The sequence below is a fragment of the Microbacterium sp. PRF11 genome, assembly GCF_031844085.1.
In the GTDB taxonomy this organism is placed as follows: Bacteria; Actinomycetota; Actinomycetes; order Actinomycetales; family Microbacteriaceae; genus Microbacterium.
This window is the reverse complement of the sequence record NZ_JAUZUP010000003.1, coordinates 184966-200224: the sequence shown is the minus strand read 5'-3', so window position 1 is coordinate 200224 and position 15259 is coordinate 184966. Positions and strand designations below refer to the sequence as shown.

At 71.1% G+C, this 15259-nt stretch carries 17 protein-coding genes and 1 tRNA gene; 7 read left to right on the top strand and 11 right to left on the bottom strand.

Annotation, left to right across the window (positions count from 1 at the left end; genetic code table 11):
* Entirely contained in the window at positions 1-3456 is a 3456-nt protein-coding gene (locus Q9R20_RS09750; protein ID WP_311249158.1) for a bifunctional proline dehydrogenase/L-glutamate gamma-semialdehyde dehydrogenase, read from the bottom strand.
* Between the two features lie 99 nt (positions 3457-3555).
* Between Q9R20_RS09750 and Q9R20_RS09745 the strand changes: the two genes are divergently transcribed.
* Positions 3556-4443, top strand: coding sequence for a LysR family transcriptional regulator (locus Q9R20_RS09745; protein ID WP_295839812.1), 888 nt, complete (start codon positions 3556-3558; stop codon positions 4441-4443).
* A gap of 3 nt (positions 4444-4446) precedes the next feature.
* Here Q9R20_RS09745 and aztD read toward each other — a convergent pair whose 3' ends face one another.
* From aztD to aztB, 4 genes are read right to left on the bottom strand one after another with little or no spacing between them, the layout of a single operon-like run.
* Positions 4447-5649 (bottom strand): zinc metallochaperone AztD, encoded by a 1203-nt coding sequence (aztD, locus tag Q9R20_RS09740; RefSeq protein WP_311249157.1) that lies wholly within the window; start codon positions 5647-5649, stop codon positions 4447-4449.
* Positions 5650-5680: 31 nt separating this feature from the next.
* Complete coding sequence (aztC, locus tag Q9R20_RS09735) at positions 5681-6580, bottom strand: zinc ABC transporter substrate-binding protein AztC (protein WP_311249156.1); 900 nt, start codon at positions 6578-6580, stop codon at positions 5681-5683.
* A gap of 1 nt (position 6581) precedes the next feature.
* Positions 6582-7796: an ABC transporter gene (locus tag Q9R20_RS09730; protein WP_311249155.1), complete on the bottom strand. Its 1215-nt coding sequence runs from the start codon at positions 7794-7796 to the stop codon at positions 6582-6584.
* 13 nt (positions 7797-7809) lie between these two features.
* Positions 7810-8670 carry a zinc ABC transporter permease AztB gene (aztB, locus tag Q9R20_RS09725; protein ID WP_311249154.1) on the bottom strand — a complete coding sequence of 287 codons (861 nt, stop codon included), beginning with the start codon at positions 8668-8670 and terminating at the stop codon, positions 7810-7812.
* A 55-nt stretch (positions 8671-8725) separates the two neighbouring features.
* On the opposite strand from aztB, the gene aztA reads away from it, so the two are divergent.
* Positions 8726-9391 (top strand): zinc ABC transporter ATP-binding protein AztA, encoded by a 666-nt coding sequence (gene aztA, locus Q9R20_RS09720; protein ID WP_311249153.1) that lies wholly within the window; start codon positions 8726-8728, stop codon positions 9389-9391.
* On the opposite strand, the gene Q9R20_RS09715 is transcribed toward aztA, so the two are convergent.
* Complete coding sequence (locus Q9R20_RS09715) at positions 9392-9820, bottom strand: MarR family transcriptional regulator (RefSeq protein WP_311249152.1); 429 nt, start codon at positions 9818-9820, stop codon at positions 9392-9394. It lies immediately after the preceding gene.
* Between the two features lie 149 nt (positions 9821-9969).
* Here Q9R20_RS09715 and Q9R20_RS09710 point away from each other — a divergent pair, with 149 nt between their 5' ends.
* Together Q9R20_RS09710 and Q9R20_RS09705 are read left to right on the top strand one after the other, a co-directional pair.
* Complete coding sequence (locus tag Q9R20_RS09710) at positions 9970-10326, top strand: hypothetical protein (protein WP_311249151.1); 357 nt, start codon at positions 9970-9972, stop codon at positions 10324-10326.
* A 91-nt stretch (positions 10327-10417) separates the two neighbouring features.
* Positions 10418-10765, top strand: coding sequence for a hypothetical protein (locus tag Q9R20_RS09705; protein ID WP_295839820.1), 348 nt, complete (start codon positions 10418-10420; stop codon positions 10763-10765).
* A 64-nt stretch (positions 10766-10829) separates the two neighbouring features.
* On the opposite strand, the gene Q9R20_RS09700 is transcribed toward Q9R20_RS09705, so the two are convergent.
* A tRNA-Tyr gene (locus tag Q9R20_RS09700) sits at positions 10830-10914 on the bottom strand.
* A 100-nt stretch (positions 10915-11014) separates the two neighbouring features.
* The gene (locus Q9R20_RS09695; protein WP_311249150.1) at positions 11015-11515 is read right to left on the bottom strand and encodes an FBP domain-containing protein; all 501 of its coding nucleotides are present in this window, start codon (positions 11513-11515) and stop codon (positions 11015-11017) included.
* Between the two features lie 86 nt (positions 11516-11601).
* Between Q9R20_RS09695 and Q9R20_RS09690 the strand changes: the two genes are divergently transcribed.
* From Q9R20_RS09690 to Q9R20_RS09680, 3 genes are read left to right on the top strand one after another with little or no spacing between them, the layout of a single operon-like run.
* Positions 11602-12090, top strand: coding sequence for a YajQ family cyclic di-GMP-binding protein (locus Q9R20_RS09690; protein ID WP_076677322.1), 489 nt, complete (start codon positions 11602-11604; stop codon positions 12088-12090).
* A gap of 20 nt (positions 12091-12110) precedes the next feature.
* Positions 12111-12752, top strand: a complete 642-nt coding sequence (locus Q9R20_RS09685; RefSeq protein ID WP_311249149.1) for a dihydrofolate reductase family protein — start codon at positions 12111-12113, stop codon at positions 12750-12752.
* On the top strand, positions 12749-12886 hold the full coding sequence (locus tag Q9R20_RS09680) for a hypothetical protein (RefSeq protein ID WP_295839828.1): 138 nt from the start codon (positions 12749-12751) through the stop codon (positions 12884-12886). Before Q9R20_RS09685 ends, Q9R20_RS09680 begins: the two co-directional genes overlap by 4 nt.
* A gap of 56 nt (positions 12887-12942) precedes the next feature.
* Here Q9R20_RS09680 and Q9R20_RS09675 read toward each other — a convergent pair whose 3' ends face one another.
* From Q9R20_RS09675 to Q9R20_RS09665, 3 genes are read right to left on the bottom strand one after another with little or no spacing between them, the layout of a single operon-like run.
* The gene (locus Q9R20_RS09675) at positions 12943-13260 is read right to left on the bottom strand and encodes a hypothetical protein (protein WP_311249148.1); all 318 of its coding nucleotides are present in this window, start codon (positions 13258-13260) and stop codon (positions 12943-12945) included.
* A 49-nt stretch (positions 13261-13309) separates the two neighbouring features.
* The gene (locus Q9R20_RS09670) at positions 13310-13450 is read right to left on the bottom strand and encodes a hypothetical protein (RefSeq protein ID WP_295839830.1); all 141 of its coding nucleotides are present in this window, start codon (positions 13448-13450) and stop codon (positions 13310-13312) included.
* 47 nt (positions 13451-13497) lie between these two features.
* On the bottom strand, positions 13498-15201 hold the full coding sequence (locus Q9R20_RS09665; protein WP_311249147.1) for an AMP-binding protein: 1704 nt from the start codon (positions 15199-15201) through the stop codon (positions 13498-13500).
* Positions 15202-15259 lie beyond the last annotated feature (58 nt).

Below are 15259 nucleotides of genomic sequence, written 5' to 3'. Positions count from 1 at the left end.
TCAGCCGACGAGCGACGGCACCTCGTATCGCCGCGGCGTGCCGAAGCGGTGTGCCGTGATCGAGACGGCCTGCTCCCGCAGGAACGGCAGCAGCTCGACCTGGCCGGCACGGGTGACCTCTCCCCCGTAGACGGCGACCGAGGGCGAGCCGCCCGTGGCTTCGGCGACGGCGGCGGTCGACCCGCCGAGCAACCGGATGCGGCCACCGGTGCGGGCGAGACGCGCCGCGCGCGCCGCCCACTCCCCCGCGTCCTCGACCGCCGCACGAACGCCGACGCCCTCCAGCCAGGCCCGAACGGCGGGCGACAGCTCGCGCGCCGTACTCACCACGACCGGCGCACCCGCGCGCACGCCGGCGGCGGCGACACGCACGAGCGCCGCAGCGGAGGCATGCTCGAGCCGCACCGTGACCGGGACGGCGGCGTACCTCAGCACGTTCTGCTCCGACTCCAGGCCGGTGACGTCGCGGGCCTGCGAGAACTCCGAGGCCCAGGCGGCGGCATCCGAGGCGAGCGCGGCCGAGAGCCACTCGCGGTCGGCGGCGGGCACGGCGGCGAGGGCCGGGGCCGCGAGGGGATCAGCCGAGCGCCGGGCGGACGACGGCGCGTCCGCCCACGACCCGAATCCGGAGAGGTAGTGCGGCCCCCCGGCCTTCGTCCCGGCGCCGACGGCGGACTTCTTCCACCCGCCGAAGGGCTGACGCTGCACGATCGCCCCGGTGGTGCCGCGGTTGACGTAGACGTTGCCCGCCTCGATGCGCGCGAGCCACGTGTCGATCTCCGACGCATCGAGGGCGTGCAGGCCCGAGGTGAGGCCGTACTCGATCGCGTTGACGATCTCGATCGCCTCGTCGAGCGTCTCGGCGGTCATGATGCCCAGCACCGGACCGAAGTATTCGGTGCGGTGGAACGCGCTGCCGGGCTGCACCCCCTCGCGGATGCCGGGACGCCAGAGCATCCCCTCCTCGTCGAGCTTCCGGGGCTCGACCACCCAGCGCTGGCCGGGCTCGAGGGTCGTCAACGCCGTCAGCAGCTTGCCCTGTGCCGGCTCGATCAGCGGTCCGACGCGCGACGCCTCGTCCCACGGCATCCCGACCTCGAGCGAGGTCACGGCGTCGACGAGCTGGTCGCGGAAGCGACGCGAACGCGCGACGGAGCCGACGAGCACGACGAGGGATGCCGCGGAGCACTTCTGTCCGGCATGCCCGAAGGCCGACATCGCGACGTCCTTCGCGGCGAGGTCGAGGTCGGCGCTCGGGGTGACGATCACGGCGTTCTTTCCGCTCGTCTCGGCCAGGAGCGGCAGGTCGGGGCGGAAGGAGCGGAACAGCTCGGCCGTCTCGTACGCGCCGGTCAGCACGACCCGCTCGACGGCGGGGTGCGTGAGCAGCTGCCGTCCGAGGTCGCTCTCCGAGACCTGTACGAGCTTCAGCACCTCGCGCGGCACACCCGCCTCCCACAGCGCCTCGACCATCACGGCGCCGGAGCGCTCGGCGAGACCCGCGGGCTTGATGACCACGGCGGAACCCGCGGCGAGAGCGGCGAGCGTCGAACCGGCGGGGATCGCGACCGGGAAGTTCCACGGCGGGGTGACCACGGTGACGCCCACGGGCGTGAAGCGCGCGCCGTCGACGTTCTCGAGAGTCCGCGCCTGCTCGGCGTAGTAGTGGGCGAAGTCGATCGCCTCCGACACCTCGGGGTCGCTCTGCTCGATCACCTTGCCGCACTCGGCGCCCATGACCTCGAGGAGGTCGGCGCGACGCTTCTCGAGCGCGTCGCCGGCGCGGTGCAGGATCTCGGCGCGACCGGCCGCCCCGAGGGCGCGCCAGCCGGCGGCGGCGGACGCGGCATCCTCGATCAGCGCGTTCAGCGCCACTTCGTCGGTGATCGTGTGCGCGGCGATCGTGTCCACGCCGAGAGAGGAGTCCCGCATCCGCGAGACGATCCCACGCGACCACTCGCGGTTGGCCTCGATCGCGGGGTCGGAGTCGGGGGTGTTGCGGAAGCCCTCCGTGGGCGCCGTGGCGGCCGGTGCCGTGCGGTCCTGGACGCGGTTCGAGGCCGGCACCCCCTCGGGCATGTCGGCGAGCGATGCCAGGAAGCGGTCGCGCTCGCGGGCGAACAGCGCCGCGTGGGTGTCAAGGTCGAACACGGCCGACATGAAGTTCTCGCTCGAGGCGCCCTCTTCGAGGCGGCGGATGAGGTACGCGATCGCCACGTCGAACTCCTGCGGGTGGACGACGGGCGTGTACAGGAGGATCGAGCCGACCGTGCGGCGCACGACCGCCTGCTGCGCGGTGGCCATGCCGAGCAGCATCTCGACGTCGATCCCGTCAGTCACTCCCCGTCGCTCGGCGAGCAACCAGGCCAGGGCGACGTCGAAGAGGTTGTGCCCCGCGACGCCGATCCGCACGTGCGCCGTGTGCTCGGGCCGCAGCGCGTAGTCGAGCACCGCCTTGTAGGAGGCATCCGTGGCCTGCTTCGACGGCCACGTCGCGAGCGGCCAGTCGTGCACGTCGGCATCCACTCGCTCCATCGGCAGGTTCGCGCCCTTCACGACGCGCACCTTGATGTGGGCTCCCCCGGATGCCACGCGCGCGGCGGTCCACTCCTGGAGGCGGATCATCGCGGCGAGCGCGTCCGGCAGGTAGGCCTGCAGCACGATGCCGGCCTCGATGTCGTGGAACTCGGGCTCCGACAGCAGCGTCTCGAAGACGGCGAGGGTGAGGTCGAGGTCCTTGAACTCCTCCATGTCGAGGTTCAGGAAGGTGCCGGTCTCCTTCGCCACGCGGTACAGCGGGCGCAGGGCCGCGACGGCGTCGTCGACGGCGGCGTCGAAGGCCCACGGCGTGTGCGGGGCGACGGTCGACGACACCTTGATCGAGACGTAGTCGACATCGTCGCGCGAGAGCAGCTTGCGCGTGCCGGCGAGACGCCGCGCGGCCTCCTTCTTGCCGAGGATGGCCTCGCCGAGCAGGTTCACGTTGAGACGGATGCCGTCCCCCCGGCCGCGGATCGACGTGATGGCCGCCCCGAGCTTGCTGTCGGTGGCGTCGACGATGAGATGGCGCACCATCGAGCGCAGCGCCGCGCGGGCGGCGGGCACGACGACCTGCGGGAGGATGGGAGCGGCGAGGGCGCCGAGACGGATCGCGGCCTTGAGGTGCAGCGGGAGGAAGCCCGGGATGAGCGGGGTGAGCGCGGCGAGGTTGCGCGCGGCGACCCGGACGTCTTCGGGGCGCACGACCCCGTCGACGAAGCCGACGGTGAAGTCGAGGCCGTGCGGGTCGCGCAGCACCCCGGCGAGGCGCTGGGCGGCGGCGTCCACGGGTTCGTCCCGGCTCTCGGCGAGCCAGCGGCGCACGAGGGCGATCGCCTCGTCGGCGAGCTCGGCGGGCGACACGAACTCGGCGGGGGTGGTGCCGGACGTGGTGCGGGGAACATCGGTGAGCGACATGGCGATCCTTCCTCGGATGCTCTCAGCATGAGGCTGGCATCCATTCGAGAAAAGCGATGATTTCTGACGCATACTGATCGATGGAATCGAAGGGACACCATGTTCGATCTGCGCCGCCTGCGCCTGCTGCTCGAACTGTCGATGCGCGGCACGCTCGCCGCCGTCGCGGAGGCCCTCGCCTACAGCCCGTCGACGATCTCTCAGCAGCTCGCCCTGCTCGAGAAGGAGGCGGGCGTGCCCCTGCTCGAGCCCGACGGACGCCGCGTCCGGCTCACCGCCCAGGGAGCGGCCCTGGCCGCGCACGCCGCGCGGATGCTCGCCGCCGACGAGGCCGCGCGCGCCGAGCTCGAGCGCATGCGCCCGTCCCTGGCGCCCGTGCGGGTCGCCGTCATGCAGTCCGCGGCGCACGGACTGCTCCCCCGGGCTCTCGACGCCCTCGCGGAGAGCGAACCGCAGCTGCGGATCGAGGTCGCCGAACTCGCCCCCGAGGAGGGCCTGTTCGAGGTTGCCGCCCGCGGCTTCGACCTCGCCGTCGCCGAACAGTACCCGGGGCACACGCGCGAGCACCGCGACGGCATCGAGCGGAGCCTGCTGGGCCGGGACGCGATCCGCCTCGCCGTCTCGCGTGACGATCGCGCGGGGGTGCTGGAAGACCTCCGCGACCGCGCGTGGGTGATGGAACCGGTGGGCACGGCCGCTCGCCAGTGGGCGACGCAGCAGTGCCGCGCCGCCGGGTTCGAGCCCGACGTGCGTTTCGAGATGGCCGATCTGACCGCGCACGTCCGGCTCGTGGCATCCGGTCACGCGGTCGGGATGATCCCCGATCTCGTCTTCGCGGGCGAGAGACCTCCCGTGCGGCTCGTGGGCCTGCCGGGTGAACCGCGCCGTGAGGTGTTCACGGCCGTCCGCCGGGGAACGGCCGACCGCCCCGGCGTACGCGCGGTGCGGGGAGCACTGCAGGTGGCGTACGACCGGGGCGGTCGGTGACGATCAGCGGGTCAGCGCGATCTCGTTGGGGGTGTGGTCGAGCGTCGCGCTCTTCACGACCTCGCCGGTGGTGAGGTCGACCGCGTGCACGGCGTTCTTCGCGGGCTCGGTCACGTAGGCGATGTCACCCGACACCTTGATGGCGGGGTGGGCGTCCTGCCACTCGGCCGGGCCCTCCCACGCGTCGATGACGGGGAACGCGTCGACGAAGGTGCCCTGCTCGAGGTCGAACACGTGGATCGCGCCGTCGGACGCGAGGATGTACCCCAGGTCCTCGGGGCCGCGTGCCAGGTCCCGGAAGGTGTACTCGGCGCCCTCGGGCATATCGACGACGGTCTGCGTCTTGGCCGCGGTGTCGATCACGGCGACCCGGTGCAGCAGGTAGCCCTCGGCATCCCGGTCGTCCTTGTAGTCGCCGAGCACGAGCGCGCTGGTGTCGGTCGGGAAGATGTTGCCCATGCGGCCGTAGGGCTGATCGGGGGCGTCCACCTTCGTGATCTCGCCGCCGTCGAAGACGATGGCGCCGTTCTCGCAACCGAACACGACGACCTCGTCCTTCGCCGTCCCCTCGCCGTGCACGCCGGGGCAGGTCGCGTTCTCGGCGATCGTGGCACCCGAGGCATCCTTCACCACGATGCCCGTGCGGCCGTCGGCGTTGCCCACGGTGGTGACGAAGGAGCCGTCTTCGAGGGCGATCGAGACGCCGTGGTGCGCCTCGACGCCGGGGATCGTCTCGACCGCGGGCAGCTCGTCGGTCGAGGCCAGCAACGCATCGGTGTCGAAGATCGTCGAGTCGCTCGTGCCGTCGGCGTACAGCACGGTCTTGCCGCCGTGCGTGACGACGTGGCCGGGCTTGGATGCCGGGAAGACGAGGTCGGTGAGCTCGGGCTCGGCGCCGGGGGTGCCGGCATCCAGGACCTGGAAGCCCGCGCTCGTGGTCACCATGACGTGGCGGCCGTCGCCGGCGGAGTTCAAGCGCGTGAACTCCTCGGAGGAGAAGTCCCCGAGGGTCTCGAGGCTCTCGCCGTCGAGGACGAGGACGCCGCCGGGGTACGACAGGGCGACGCGCGTGCCGGACTCCTCGGTCGACGCGCTCGTCGCCGGTGCCGCGGAGGTTCCGGCGCCGCCGGCACAGGCCGACAGGCCGACGGTCGCGCCGACCGCGAGCGCGAGCAGGCCCGCGCGGCGGAAGAGAGATGATTGCATGTGATTCTTCCTTCTCAGGGATGGCCGGTCGTCAGGGCGACAGGCCGGTGGCGATGCGCTCCGTGTTGACGCGCATCATGGTCAGGTAATCGGGGGCGTCACCGGAGGCATCAGTGAGCGACTCGGTGAACAGCTCGGTCACCGCGACGTGGCGGTCGGCCTCCTCGGCGAGCGCCCGCACGAGGCGGTCGGGTGAGGACGACTCGGCGAAGATCGTGGGCACGCGCGCCTCGTCGATCGCCGCGACGAGATCGGCGAGGTCGCTGGAGCTCGGGGCGGTGAGCGTCGTGCCGCCCGGGATCACCGCGCCCACGAGACGGAAACCGAAGCGGTCGGCGAGGTACCCGAAGACGTGGTGGTTGGTGACCAGCGCCCTCCGCTCGGCCGGGATCGCGGCGAACGCGGCCGTCATCTCGGCATCCACCTCCTCGAGCTGCGCGCGGTAGGCGGCGGCGCGCTCGCTGACAGCGGCCCCGCCGAGACGTTCGAGCTCGGGCGTGAGGCGGTCGACCACTCGGATCATCTGCGCGGGGTCGGTCCAGAAGTGCGGATCGTCGGTTCCCGCGGCATCGTCCGAGGTGTAGGCGAGCACCTCGACCGCGTCTCCCGCGACGAAGGTGTCGACACCCTCCGCCGCCGCCGCGTCGAGATGCTGCTGCAGCCCCTCCTCGAGGCCGATGCCGTTGGCCACGAGCAGGTCGGCGGAGCGCAGACGCGCGGCCTCGGCGGCGGAGATCTCGAAGGAGTGCGGGTCGGCGCCCGGGCGCATGAGGGTGAGGACCTCGACGTCGTCGCCGACCAGCTGCGAGACGACATCGCCGAGGATGTTCGTCGACACCACGACCAGCGGGCGGTCCGCGGCGGCGCCCCCGGCGCAGCCGGTGAGGGCGAGCAGCGCCGCGGCGACCGCGGCGGTGAGCAGGCGGCGCACGTCAGCGTCCCGTCTCGGCGAAGAACAGCGGGGTGCTTTCGGGCGTGAACTCCCGGGCGACGCGGGCGTCGTCGGCGAAGTCGATCTCCCACATCCGCCCCTCGGTGGGGCCGTTGAGATAGGCCCGCTGCTGGTCGGCGATGAGGGTGACGGGCTGTCCCGCGGCGAGACTCGCGCCGACGAGGGGGGTGGATGCCGCGCGCACGGCGCCCGTGGCCCCGTCGAGCACGAGGACGCGCCCGTCCGCGGTGAGCGCCAGGACGTTCTCGTCCTTGTCGTCGACCGCGGTGGCCTGCACCACGGGCTCGGGCGTGGGAAGAAGCGTCCAGGCGCGCTCGCGGGTGTCGAGCAGCCACACGCCCGCGTCCCCCGCGACGGCGGCGACGGTCGGTCGCCCCTCCCGGTTGGCGAACGACGTCGCGCGCGGCGCGGTCGTCCCCTCCGGGTAGGGGATGCGCTCGACGACGGGCGCCCCCTCCTCCACGGTGATGAGGACGGCACCGTCGCGGCATCCGATGACCGCTCCGACGCGGGTGGTGAGGGTGCCGGCGGGCTCGACGCACGGCGTGGTCTCACCCACCGGGGCGCCGTCGCCGGTGTGCAGCGCGATCTCGTCGGAGGAGGCGACCGCGGCGAACGACCCGGCCGGCACGACCAGGCCGGCACCCGGAGCCCGCTCGAGACGGAAGCGCTCGACGACCTCGCCCTTCGACAGCGCCTCGGTGTCGAGCAGGACGGCTTCGCCCGAGTCGGGGAAGAACAGTCCGGTTCCGCCCGTCGTCGACGAGTTCGACGTCGCGACCGTCGCGACCCCGGCCCCGGACACCTCGCCGAGGAGGGCGGGCGCCGCGCGGTAGTAGTGGAAGTGGTCGACGTGGTCCCAGGTCCACACCCCGCTGTCGACGATCGACACCCCGCTCGCGTTCGCGGCGAAGAGGTACCGGCCGTCGCTGTGGACGGAGGTGGGCGCGGACACGCGGCCGAGGTCGGCGGTGGTCTCCTCGAGCAGGTCGAGGTGCGAAACGCGACCGTCGCCGTCGATCGAGGTCAGCCCGAGCGCGGGCTCGGCGAGCTCGGCGGCGCCGGCGATCTCGCCGTGCGTGTCGGTGGTCGGGGTGGGCGCGGGGTCGGCGGCGGGCGCGGCGCACCCAGCGAGCGCGATGACGCTCAGCGCGCCGAGCGCCGCCGTCGTGCGGAGGGAGACGGAGTGGGGCATGGATCTTTCCGGGTCAGGCGGGCAGGCGAAGGGAGAGAGAGGATGCCGTGCGCCGACGGCCGGCATCCATCGCGGCACGCAGCGCCCACGAGATCCCCGCCGCGGCGATCGCGGTCGCGGCGATGGTGGCGCCGGCCGCGGTGGCGGCGTGCCACGACACGACCAACCCCACGGCCACCGACGCCGAGCCGATGACGGCGGCGACCACCATGGTCGAGGCGATGCGGGCGGTCCACTGGCGTGCGGCCACGGCGGGGGCGACGAGCAGCCCCACCACGAGGAGCGAGCCGACCGCCTGGTAGGAGGCCACGACGGCGAGGGTCACGAGGCCGACGAGCACGGTCTGGGCGATGCGCGGGCCGAGGCCCAGCACCCGGGCCACGCGCTCGTCGATCGCGAGGGCGACGAGCGAGCGATGCGCGACGACAGCCGCGGCGACGCCCAGGCCGGTCGCGACGGCGAGCACGACCAGGTCCGCCGAGCCGATCGCGAGGATGTCGCCGAACAGGATCGCCGTGGCGTCGGTGGCGAAGCTGCCCGCGTGCGAGATCACGATGACGCCGAGAGCCAGCATCCCGACGAACAGCAGCCCGATGCTGGTGTCGTACGACAGCTTGGCGCGACGCTGCAGCGCCCCGATGCCGAGGCTCATCGCGATCGCGCTGACGGCGGCTCCCAGCAGCACGGGGAGTCCCAGCACCGTGGCGAGGGCGACGCCGGGGAGCATGCCGTGCGCGAGCGCTTCGCCGAGGAACGCCATCCCTCGCACGACCACCCACGTTCCCGCCACGGCGCAGAGGACCGCGACGAACATCCCGCCGAGCAGCGCGCGCTGCACGAACTCGAACGAGAAGGGATCGGAGAGCCAGGTCACGGTGCACGACCGTAGCGAGAATGAGAACGATTCTCAAACTCGTACAATGGATGCCATGCCCCACCCCACCTCTCCGACCACGGCCGTCTCGGCCCGCGCCCTGCGGGTCGACTACTCCGGCGTCCTCGCTCTCGACGGAGTCGACGTGGACGTCCCCGCCGGAGCCCTGACGGTCATCGTCGGCCCGAACGGCGCGGGCAAGTCCACGCTGCTCGAGGTGCTCGCCGGCGCCCGCGACGCGGCATCCGGAACCGTCGAGGTGGATCGCCGCACCCGGGCATTCGTCCCCCAGCGGGCGGCGGTGTCCGAGCATCTCCCCCTCACCGTGCGCGAGGTGGTGTCGGTCGGCGCCTGGGGACGGACGGGCGTCTGGCGCCTGTTCACCCCCGCGGACCGCCGCATCGTGGAGGACGCGATGGAGCGTCTCGCCATCAGCACGCTGGCGCGGTCACCGTTCGGCGCCCTGTCCGGAGGACAGCGTCAGCGCGCCCTCCTCGCCCAGGGACTCGCGCGGCGGGCGGACATCCTGCTGCTGGACGAGCCGACCACGGGCCTCGACACCGACAGCGCCGCCCGTAACCGCGAGGCCATCGCTCACGAGCTGCGCCGCGGCGCCACGGTCGTCTGCGTGAGTCACGACGAACGACTCATCGCGACGGCCGACCACCTCGTGGGCCTCAGGGACGGGCGCGTGACGCCCCTCGCCGCAGCGATGAGGTAGTTAGACGCGAGCCCGCACGCGCTCGGTGATGCGGTTCAGCATCTCGGCGGCCGCTTCGGCGATTTCGGGGGGCTCGGACGCCACGGCCGCCTCGACCTCGCGCGGGAACCGGCGCAGAGCGACCCAGGGTTCGGCGTCCAGGTCGATCTCGAGGTGGATGTGGTTGACCCGCCGGTCCTCGGCATCCAGTTCGCGCCGAAGCAGGCCGCGGCCGATCAAGCGATCGACGAGCGTGGTCACTCCCGCGGCCGTCACACCGAGGTGGACGCGCAGATTGGAGGGGCGGATGCCGGGCTCCTTGGCGATGAAGGCCAGAGCCGCCGCCTCGAGCTCGCTGACGCCGAGGTCTCGACGCGCCTTCGCGACGGCCTCGTCACGCGCGGCGACGTAGGCGTCGAGGGCGGCGAGCAGGAGGGAGGGCAGCGTCACGATCAGCCTCTCCTCTCGCACGATCCGGCCGATCGCGCTCCTTCACTCTAGTGAGAAGTCTGAACATTTCGTGAAGATAATTAAGTTTGTGAAATACGTGCTAGCTTAGTGATCAGTCCTGCCCCCCATCTCGACCGAAGGAGATCACCATGGCAACCCTGTTCTACGGATCCGACCACGCGCCCATCTCCCTCCCCGACCGCCTGATGGGGTACATCAAGGTGATCGCGTCGACGAAGCTGCGGCGCGGCGAGTCTTTCACCCTCACCTGGACGGGCACCGACGACGAAGCCGGACGCTCGACCATCTGGCTCCAGCCGGCGATCCCCCTGCGGTTCGTGTTCGAATCCGTCGAGCCCGAGCAGCTTGTCGGCGAGTACCTGCGGACCCTCGCCGACCAGGCGAACGCCGCGTCCGGGCTCGTGATCGACGCGCGCACGTGGGAAGCCGCGGAGGACGCGGCCCGCACGCCCGCGCGACCCGGGCGCCCCGTCCGCGCCGCGTAATAGCACGACCGCAACGCGGCGTCCAGACCCTCACCTCGCGCGTCATAATGTGAGGACGCGTGACATTCACGTGAATGGATCGGAGAGTCTCGTGCCGGTACGCAAGCTGCTCGACATGGATCTGCTCGAGACGTGGCTGACGGAGTTCCGCACCCTCGGCTACGTCACCGGGAGCGATATCCGTGTGCTCGAGCAGGAGGACGAGGCCGACCCCGACACGGGTCTGATCGTCGTCGACCTCTCCAACGCGAAGACCATCTCGTACCTGCAGCCCATCGCCGGTGGCGACGGGTCATGGAAGGTCACGATGGAAGCCCGCGACGACGTCATCGAGCTGAGTGCCGTCGAGCTGGTCAACCTCGGCAACGAGGTCAACGTTCTCGGTGCCCTCGTGGCGTTCCTCGAGACGAAATCCAAGGCCCTGCTCGCGGCGTGCTGAGACGCGCGACTCGCGCCAGGCTCAATGAGAAAGGGCACCCGGTTCGGGTGCCCTTTTGTTGTGGTGGTGGCGAGTGAGGGATTCGAACCCCCGAATGCAATGCAGTCTGATTTACAGTCAGATCCCTTTGGCCGCTTGGGTAACTCGCCAGATGCGCACCCGCCCGGCTTTCTCAGTCGACCAGAGGCGCGAGAAACCACTCTACTATCCCCGGAGGGGTGCGTCGAACCATCTCGGGAACCGCGGACCTCAGCGCGAGACGTCGGCGGCGTCGACGATGCGGTCGACGAACTCCTCGGTACGGCGCTTGGTGCCGTCGATCTTGCGGTCGACGCTCGCACGGATCTCGCTCGGAGCGAGCGGCGCTGCCAGGCGCACGGTCTCGTGGCACGACATGTCCGCGCAGATGTAGGTGCCGACGGTGTCGCCGTGCTCCCCCGCCGCGCCGGCCTTGCGCGCGGTGAACAGCGATACCTGATCGCCGGGCTGCATCGTGTGGCAGAGGTTGCACATCGCCGAACGCGCCCGGGACTGGCCCTCGGCCGCGCGCAGCACGACGCCCGTCGGCTCGCCGTCGCGCTCGGTCACGAGGTAGCCACGACCGCGCGTGCGCGGGTCTCGCCACGCGAGGAAGTCGAGGTGGTCCCAGTCGGTGAGCAGGAAGTCGTGCGGGAGCGCGACGACCCTCAGCTCCTCGGGGGCGGCGTTGACGAACGCGTCGCGGACCTCGTCTTCGGTGAGTGCTCGCATGGCATCCGAGTCTACGAGCGCTCCGGGCAGCAGGGGCGGTGAGCTCGAAAGGATGCGGAGACCCGGCCCGCCCGTAGAATCGAAGAATGGCTGATTCTTCGTTCGACATCGTCTCCAAGATCGACCGGCAGGAAGCCGACAACGCGCTCAACCAGGCCCACAAAGAGGTCGAGCAGCGCTACGACTTCAAGGGCACCGACGCCTCGATCGCGTGGAGCGGCGAGTCGATCGTCATCAAGGCGAACTCCGAGGAGCGCGCCAACGCCGTCCTCGACGTGTTCCAGACCAAGCTCATCAAGCGCGGCATCTCGCTGAAGAGCCTCGAGAGCGGCGAGCCGGTGCAGAGCGGCAAGGAGTACCGCATCACCTCCACGCTGAAGGAGGGCATCTCGCAGGAGAACGCGAAGAAGATCGGCAAGATCATCCGCGACGAAGGCCCGAAGGGCGTCAAGTCGCAGATCCAGGGCGACGAGCTGCGCGTGCAGTCGAAGTCGCGCGACGACTTGCAGGAGGTCCAGCGCCTGCTCAAGGCCGCCGACCTCGACGTCGACCTCCAGTTCACGAACTACCGCTGAGCGAACCGTCGGGGGATGTCATGGCCGTCCGCGTCGATCTGAACATCTCGCTCGACGGGGTGGCGATGCCCGCCGACCCCACGCCCGAGAACCCCATGGGCGAGGACTGGGATCGCCTCGTCGCCGACTACATGGCGACGCGCACGTTCCGCGAGCGCGTCTTCGGTGACGCCTCCGGCGCCGGGACGACGGGTGTGGACGATCGCTACGCGGCGGCGTACTTCGAGGGCATCGGCGCCGAGGTGATGGGCGCCGGGATGTTCGGGCTCCACGCGTTCCCCGACGATCCCGACTGGCGCGGCTGGTGGGGCGACGAACCGCCGTTCCGCGTGCCCGTCATCGTCCTCACTCACCGTCCGCGCGGACCCCTCGACTTCGCCAACGGCACGCGCTTCGAGTTCTCGTCCGAGAGCATCGAGGATGCCGTGACCCGAGCTCGGAGTCTGGCCGGCGCGGGGGACGTCCGCGTGGGCGGTGGCCTGTCCACGGTCCGCGCGGCTCTCGCCGCCGACCTCGTCGACCGACTTCACGTCGCCGTACGTCCCGTGATCCTGGGGCGCGGCGGCCGCCTGTGGGACGACCTGCGCGGGCTCGACGCCCGCTACACGGTCACCTCGGAGGTGGCGGAGAGCGGCGTCGTGCACGTCACCTTCGCGCGATGAACCGTCCCCTCGACCCGCTCACGTGCCCGACGTGCGGCGACCCGCTGCGCTTCGAAATCCTCGACGACGAGCGCTTCCTCGTCGCATGGTCGTGCGTCAACTGCGGCCTCATCCGCACGACAGAGCCGGTGTGATCCCGGACTCAGTTGATGATCTCGGCGTTCTCGTCTCGCATGATCGAGCGCCTCGGTCATGCGAGCGCCACGATGGCGGCACCAGCACCTGCGACGACCGCGCCCGCGAAGATGCCGATCCATCTGCTCGCCACTCGCAACGGAACGAGGAATCCCGCAGCCGCTACGGCTGCGAGACCGACCGTGGTCAGCGCCGCGATGGCAATGCGCCCACTCTGCAAGCACGTCGGATCCGCCGGGAAGACCGCCGGACATGCGGCCGGCCCCATCGCGAGCGCGACCACCCATACGCCCGCGATCAGAAGGCCCGTGAGCATCGTCAGCGCCGCCGCTGGACGTCGAACCGTGTGAGTCTTGAAGACGACGGAAGTCATACCCCCATGGGTAGCAGAAGCGACCCGGCCGCTGCGAGAGCCGCGGGACTCAGCCCTCGATGCCGTTGATCATCTGCGTGATCTCGCGCTCGGTGTCGCGACCGACGTTGCGCTCCTCCATGCGCGACGGCATGTCGCTCTCGTCGTCGACCGAGGGGTTCTCGAAGGGCTGCTTCTGGTCCTTTTCCATGGCTCGATGCTCACACGACGCGGTGGCCGTCGCGAGGGGGTTGCGTGTCAGCGGTCGCCGCGCAGGGCGGCATCCGTCCACTCGACGCAGGTGACCTCTCCGCGGGCGACGGCCTCCTCGCGCTGTCGGAGCTCGACGCGGCGAATCTTTCCCGAGATGGTCTTCGGCAGCTCGGAGAACTCCACCCGGCGCACGCGCTGGAACGGCGCGAGCCGCTCGCGCGCGAAGCGGAGGATGTCGAGGGCGATCTCCTCCCCCGCCTCCCGCCCGTCCGCGAGGACGATGTAGGCCTTCGGCACGGCCAAGCGCAGCTCGTCGGGCGCGGGGACGACGGCGGCCTCCACGACGGCGGGGTGCTCGATGAGCACGCTCTCGAGCTCGAACGGGCTGATCTTGTAGTCCGACGCTTTGAACACGTCGTCGGTGCGGCCGATGTACGTGATGCTGCCGGTCTCGTCGCGCCGCGCCACGTCGCCGGTGTGGAACAGGCCGTCGGCGAAGGCCTCGGCGTTGCGCTCGGGATCGCCCACGTACCCGGTCATGAGGTTCACGGGGCGCTCGGTCAGGTCGATACAGATCTCTCCCTCCTCGGCCCGCTCCCCCGTCACCGGGTCGACGAGCACCACCGGGCACCCGGGCAGCGGGCGCCCCATCGACCCGGGGACGAGCGATGCGCCGGGGGTGTTCGCCACCACGGCGGTCATCTCGGTCTGTCCGTATCCGTCGCGGATGTCGAGCCCCCATGCCCGCTGCACCGCGGCGATGACCTCGGGGTTCAGCGGCTCCCCGGCCGAGACGACCTCGCGCAGAGCCCCGCGCCGCCCGGCGAGATCAGCCTGGATGAGCATGCGCCAGACGGTCGGCGGGGCGCAGAAGGTCGTGACGCGATCGTTCTCGAGTTCCGTCAGCAGACGCTCGGCGGAGAACCGCGAGTAGTTCAGCGCCAGCACCGTCGCTCCGGCGATCCACGGCGCGAAGAACAGGCTCCACGCGTGCTTCGCCCACCCCGGCGAGCTGATGGCGAGATGCACGTCGCCGGGCTGCAGTCCGAGCCAGTACATCGTGCTGAGGTGCCCCACCGGGTACGAGGAGTGCGTGTGCTCGACGAGCTTCGGCTTCGACGTGGTGCCCGAGGTGAAGTAAAGCAGCAGCCGATCGTCGGCGGTGGTCCCCGGATGCCGGGCGGGCTCGGCATCCATCGAGAAGGCGTCATCGTACGTCGCCCAGCCCGCGTACTGCCCGCCCACGACGATGCGGCCGAGACCCTCGGGGAGGTCGTCGAACTTGTCGGCGTCCGCCGCTCCGACGACGACGTGGCGGATCTCGGCGCGATCGATGCGGTCGGCGAGATCGACCCGCCCGAGGGCGGTGGTCGTCGGGGCGATGACGCCGCCGAGCTTCATGATGGCGAGCATCGCCTCCCACAGCTCCACGCGGTTGTCGAGCATGAGCAGCACCGAGTCGCCCCGACGGACCCCCCGGGATGCCAACCACGCGGCGACCTGATCGGAGCGGCGCGCGAGCTCGTCGAACGTGCGCTGGTGGTGCGTGCTGTCGTCGTCGACGACGATCAGCGCGGGAGCGTCGTTGCCGCGCGCCATCGGGTCGAACCAGTCAATCGCCCAGTTGAACGGTCCCTCGAATCGCGGCCAGGCGAAGTCCTCGGCGCGGGCGGGATCGGTGCGGGCGGCGAGGAGCTCGTCTCGGGCGGCGCGATAGCGCTCGGTCGCGGACGCGGTGGTGGGGCTCATGGGTCTCCTTCGAACGCTCCTACGCTAGCCGCGCTTCGACTCGGGATGCCGCTCCCCC

Bases quoted from the DNA above. Each gene is read 5' to 3' on its own strand.
- Q9R20_RS09750 (WP_311249158.1), bottom strand. From the start codon at position 3,456: ATGTCGCTCACCGATGTTCCCCGCACCACGTCCGGCACCACCCCCGCC.
- Q9R20_RS09745 (WP_295839812.1), top strand. From the start codon at position 3,556: ATGTTCGATCTGCGCCGCCTGCGCCTGCTGCTCGAACTGTCGATGCGC.
- aztD (WP_311249157.1), bottom strand. From the start codon at position 5,649: ATGCAATCATCTCTCTTCCGCCGCGCGGGCCTGCTCGCGCTCGCGGTC.
- Q9R20_RS09730 (WP_311249155.1), bottom strand. From the start codon at position 7,796: ATGCCCCACTCCGTCTCCCTCCGCACGACGGCGGCGCTCGGCGCGCTG.
- aztA (WP_311249153.1), top strand. From the start codon at position 8,726: ATGCCCCACCCCACCTCTCCGACCACGGCCGTCTCGGCCCGCGCCCTG.
- Q9R20_RS09710 (WP_311249151.1), top strand. From the start codon at position 9,970: ATGGCAACCCTGTTCTACGGATCCGACCACGCGCCCATCTCCCTCCCC.
- Q9R20_RS09695 (WP_311249150.1), bottom strand. From the start codon at position 11,515: ATGCGAGCACTCACCGAAGACGAGGTCCGCGACGCGTTCGTCAACGCC.
- Q9R20_RS09690 (WP_076677322.1), top strand. From the start codon at position 11,602: ATGGCTGATTCTTCGTTCGACATCGTCTCCAAGATCGACCGGCAGGAA.
- Q9R20_RS09685 (WP_311249149.1), top strand. From the start codon at position 12,111: ATGGCCGTCCGCGTCGATCTGAACATCTCGCTCGACGGGGTGGCGATG.
- Q9R20_RS09680 (WP_295839828.1), top strand. From the start codon at position 12,749: ATGAACCGTCCCCTCGACCCGCTCACGTGCCCGACGTGCGGCGACCCG.
- Q9R20_RS09675 (WP_311249148.1), bottom strand. From the start codon at position 13,260: ATGACTTCCGTCGTCTTCAAGACTCACACGGTTCGACGTCCAGCGGCG.
- Q9R20_RS09670 (WP_295839830.1), bottom strand. From the start codon at position 13,450: ATGGAAAAGGACCAGAAGCAGCCCTTCGAGAACCCCTCGGTCGACGAC.
- Q9R20_RS09665 (WP_311249147.1), bottom strand. From the start codon at position 15,201: ATGAGCCCCACCACCGCGTCCGCGACCGAGCGCTATCGCGCCGCCCGA.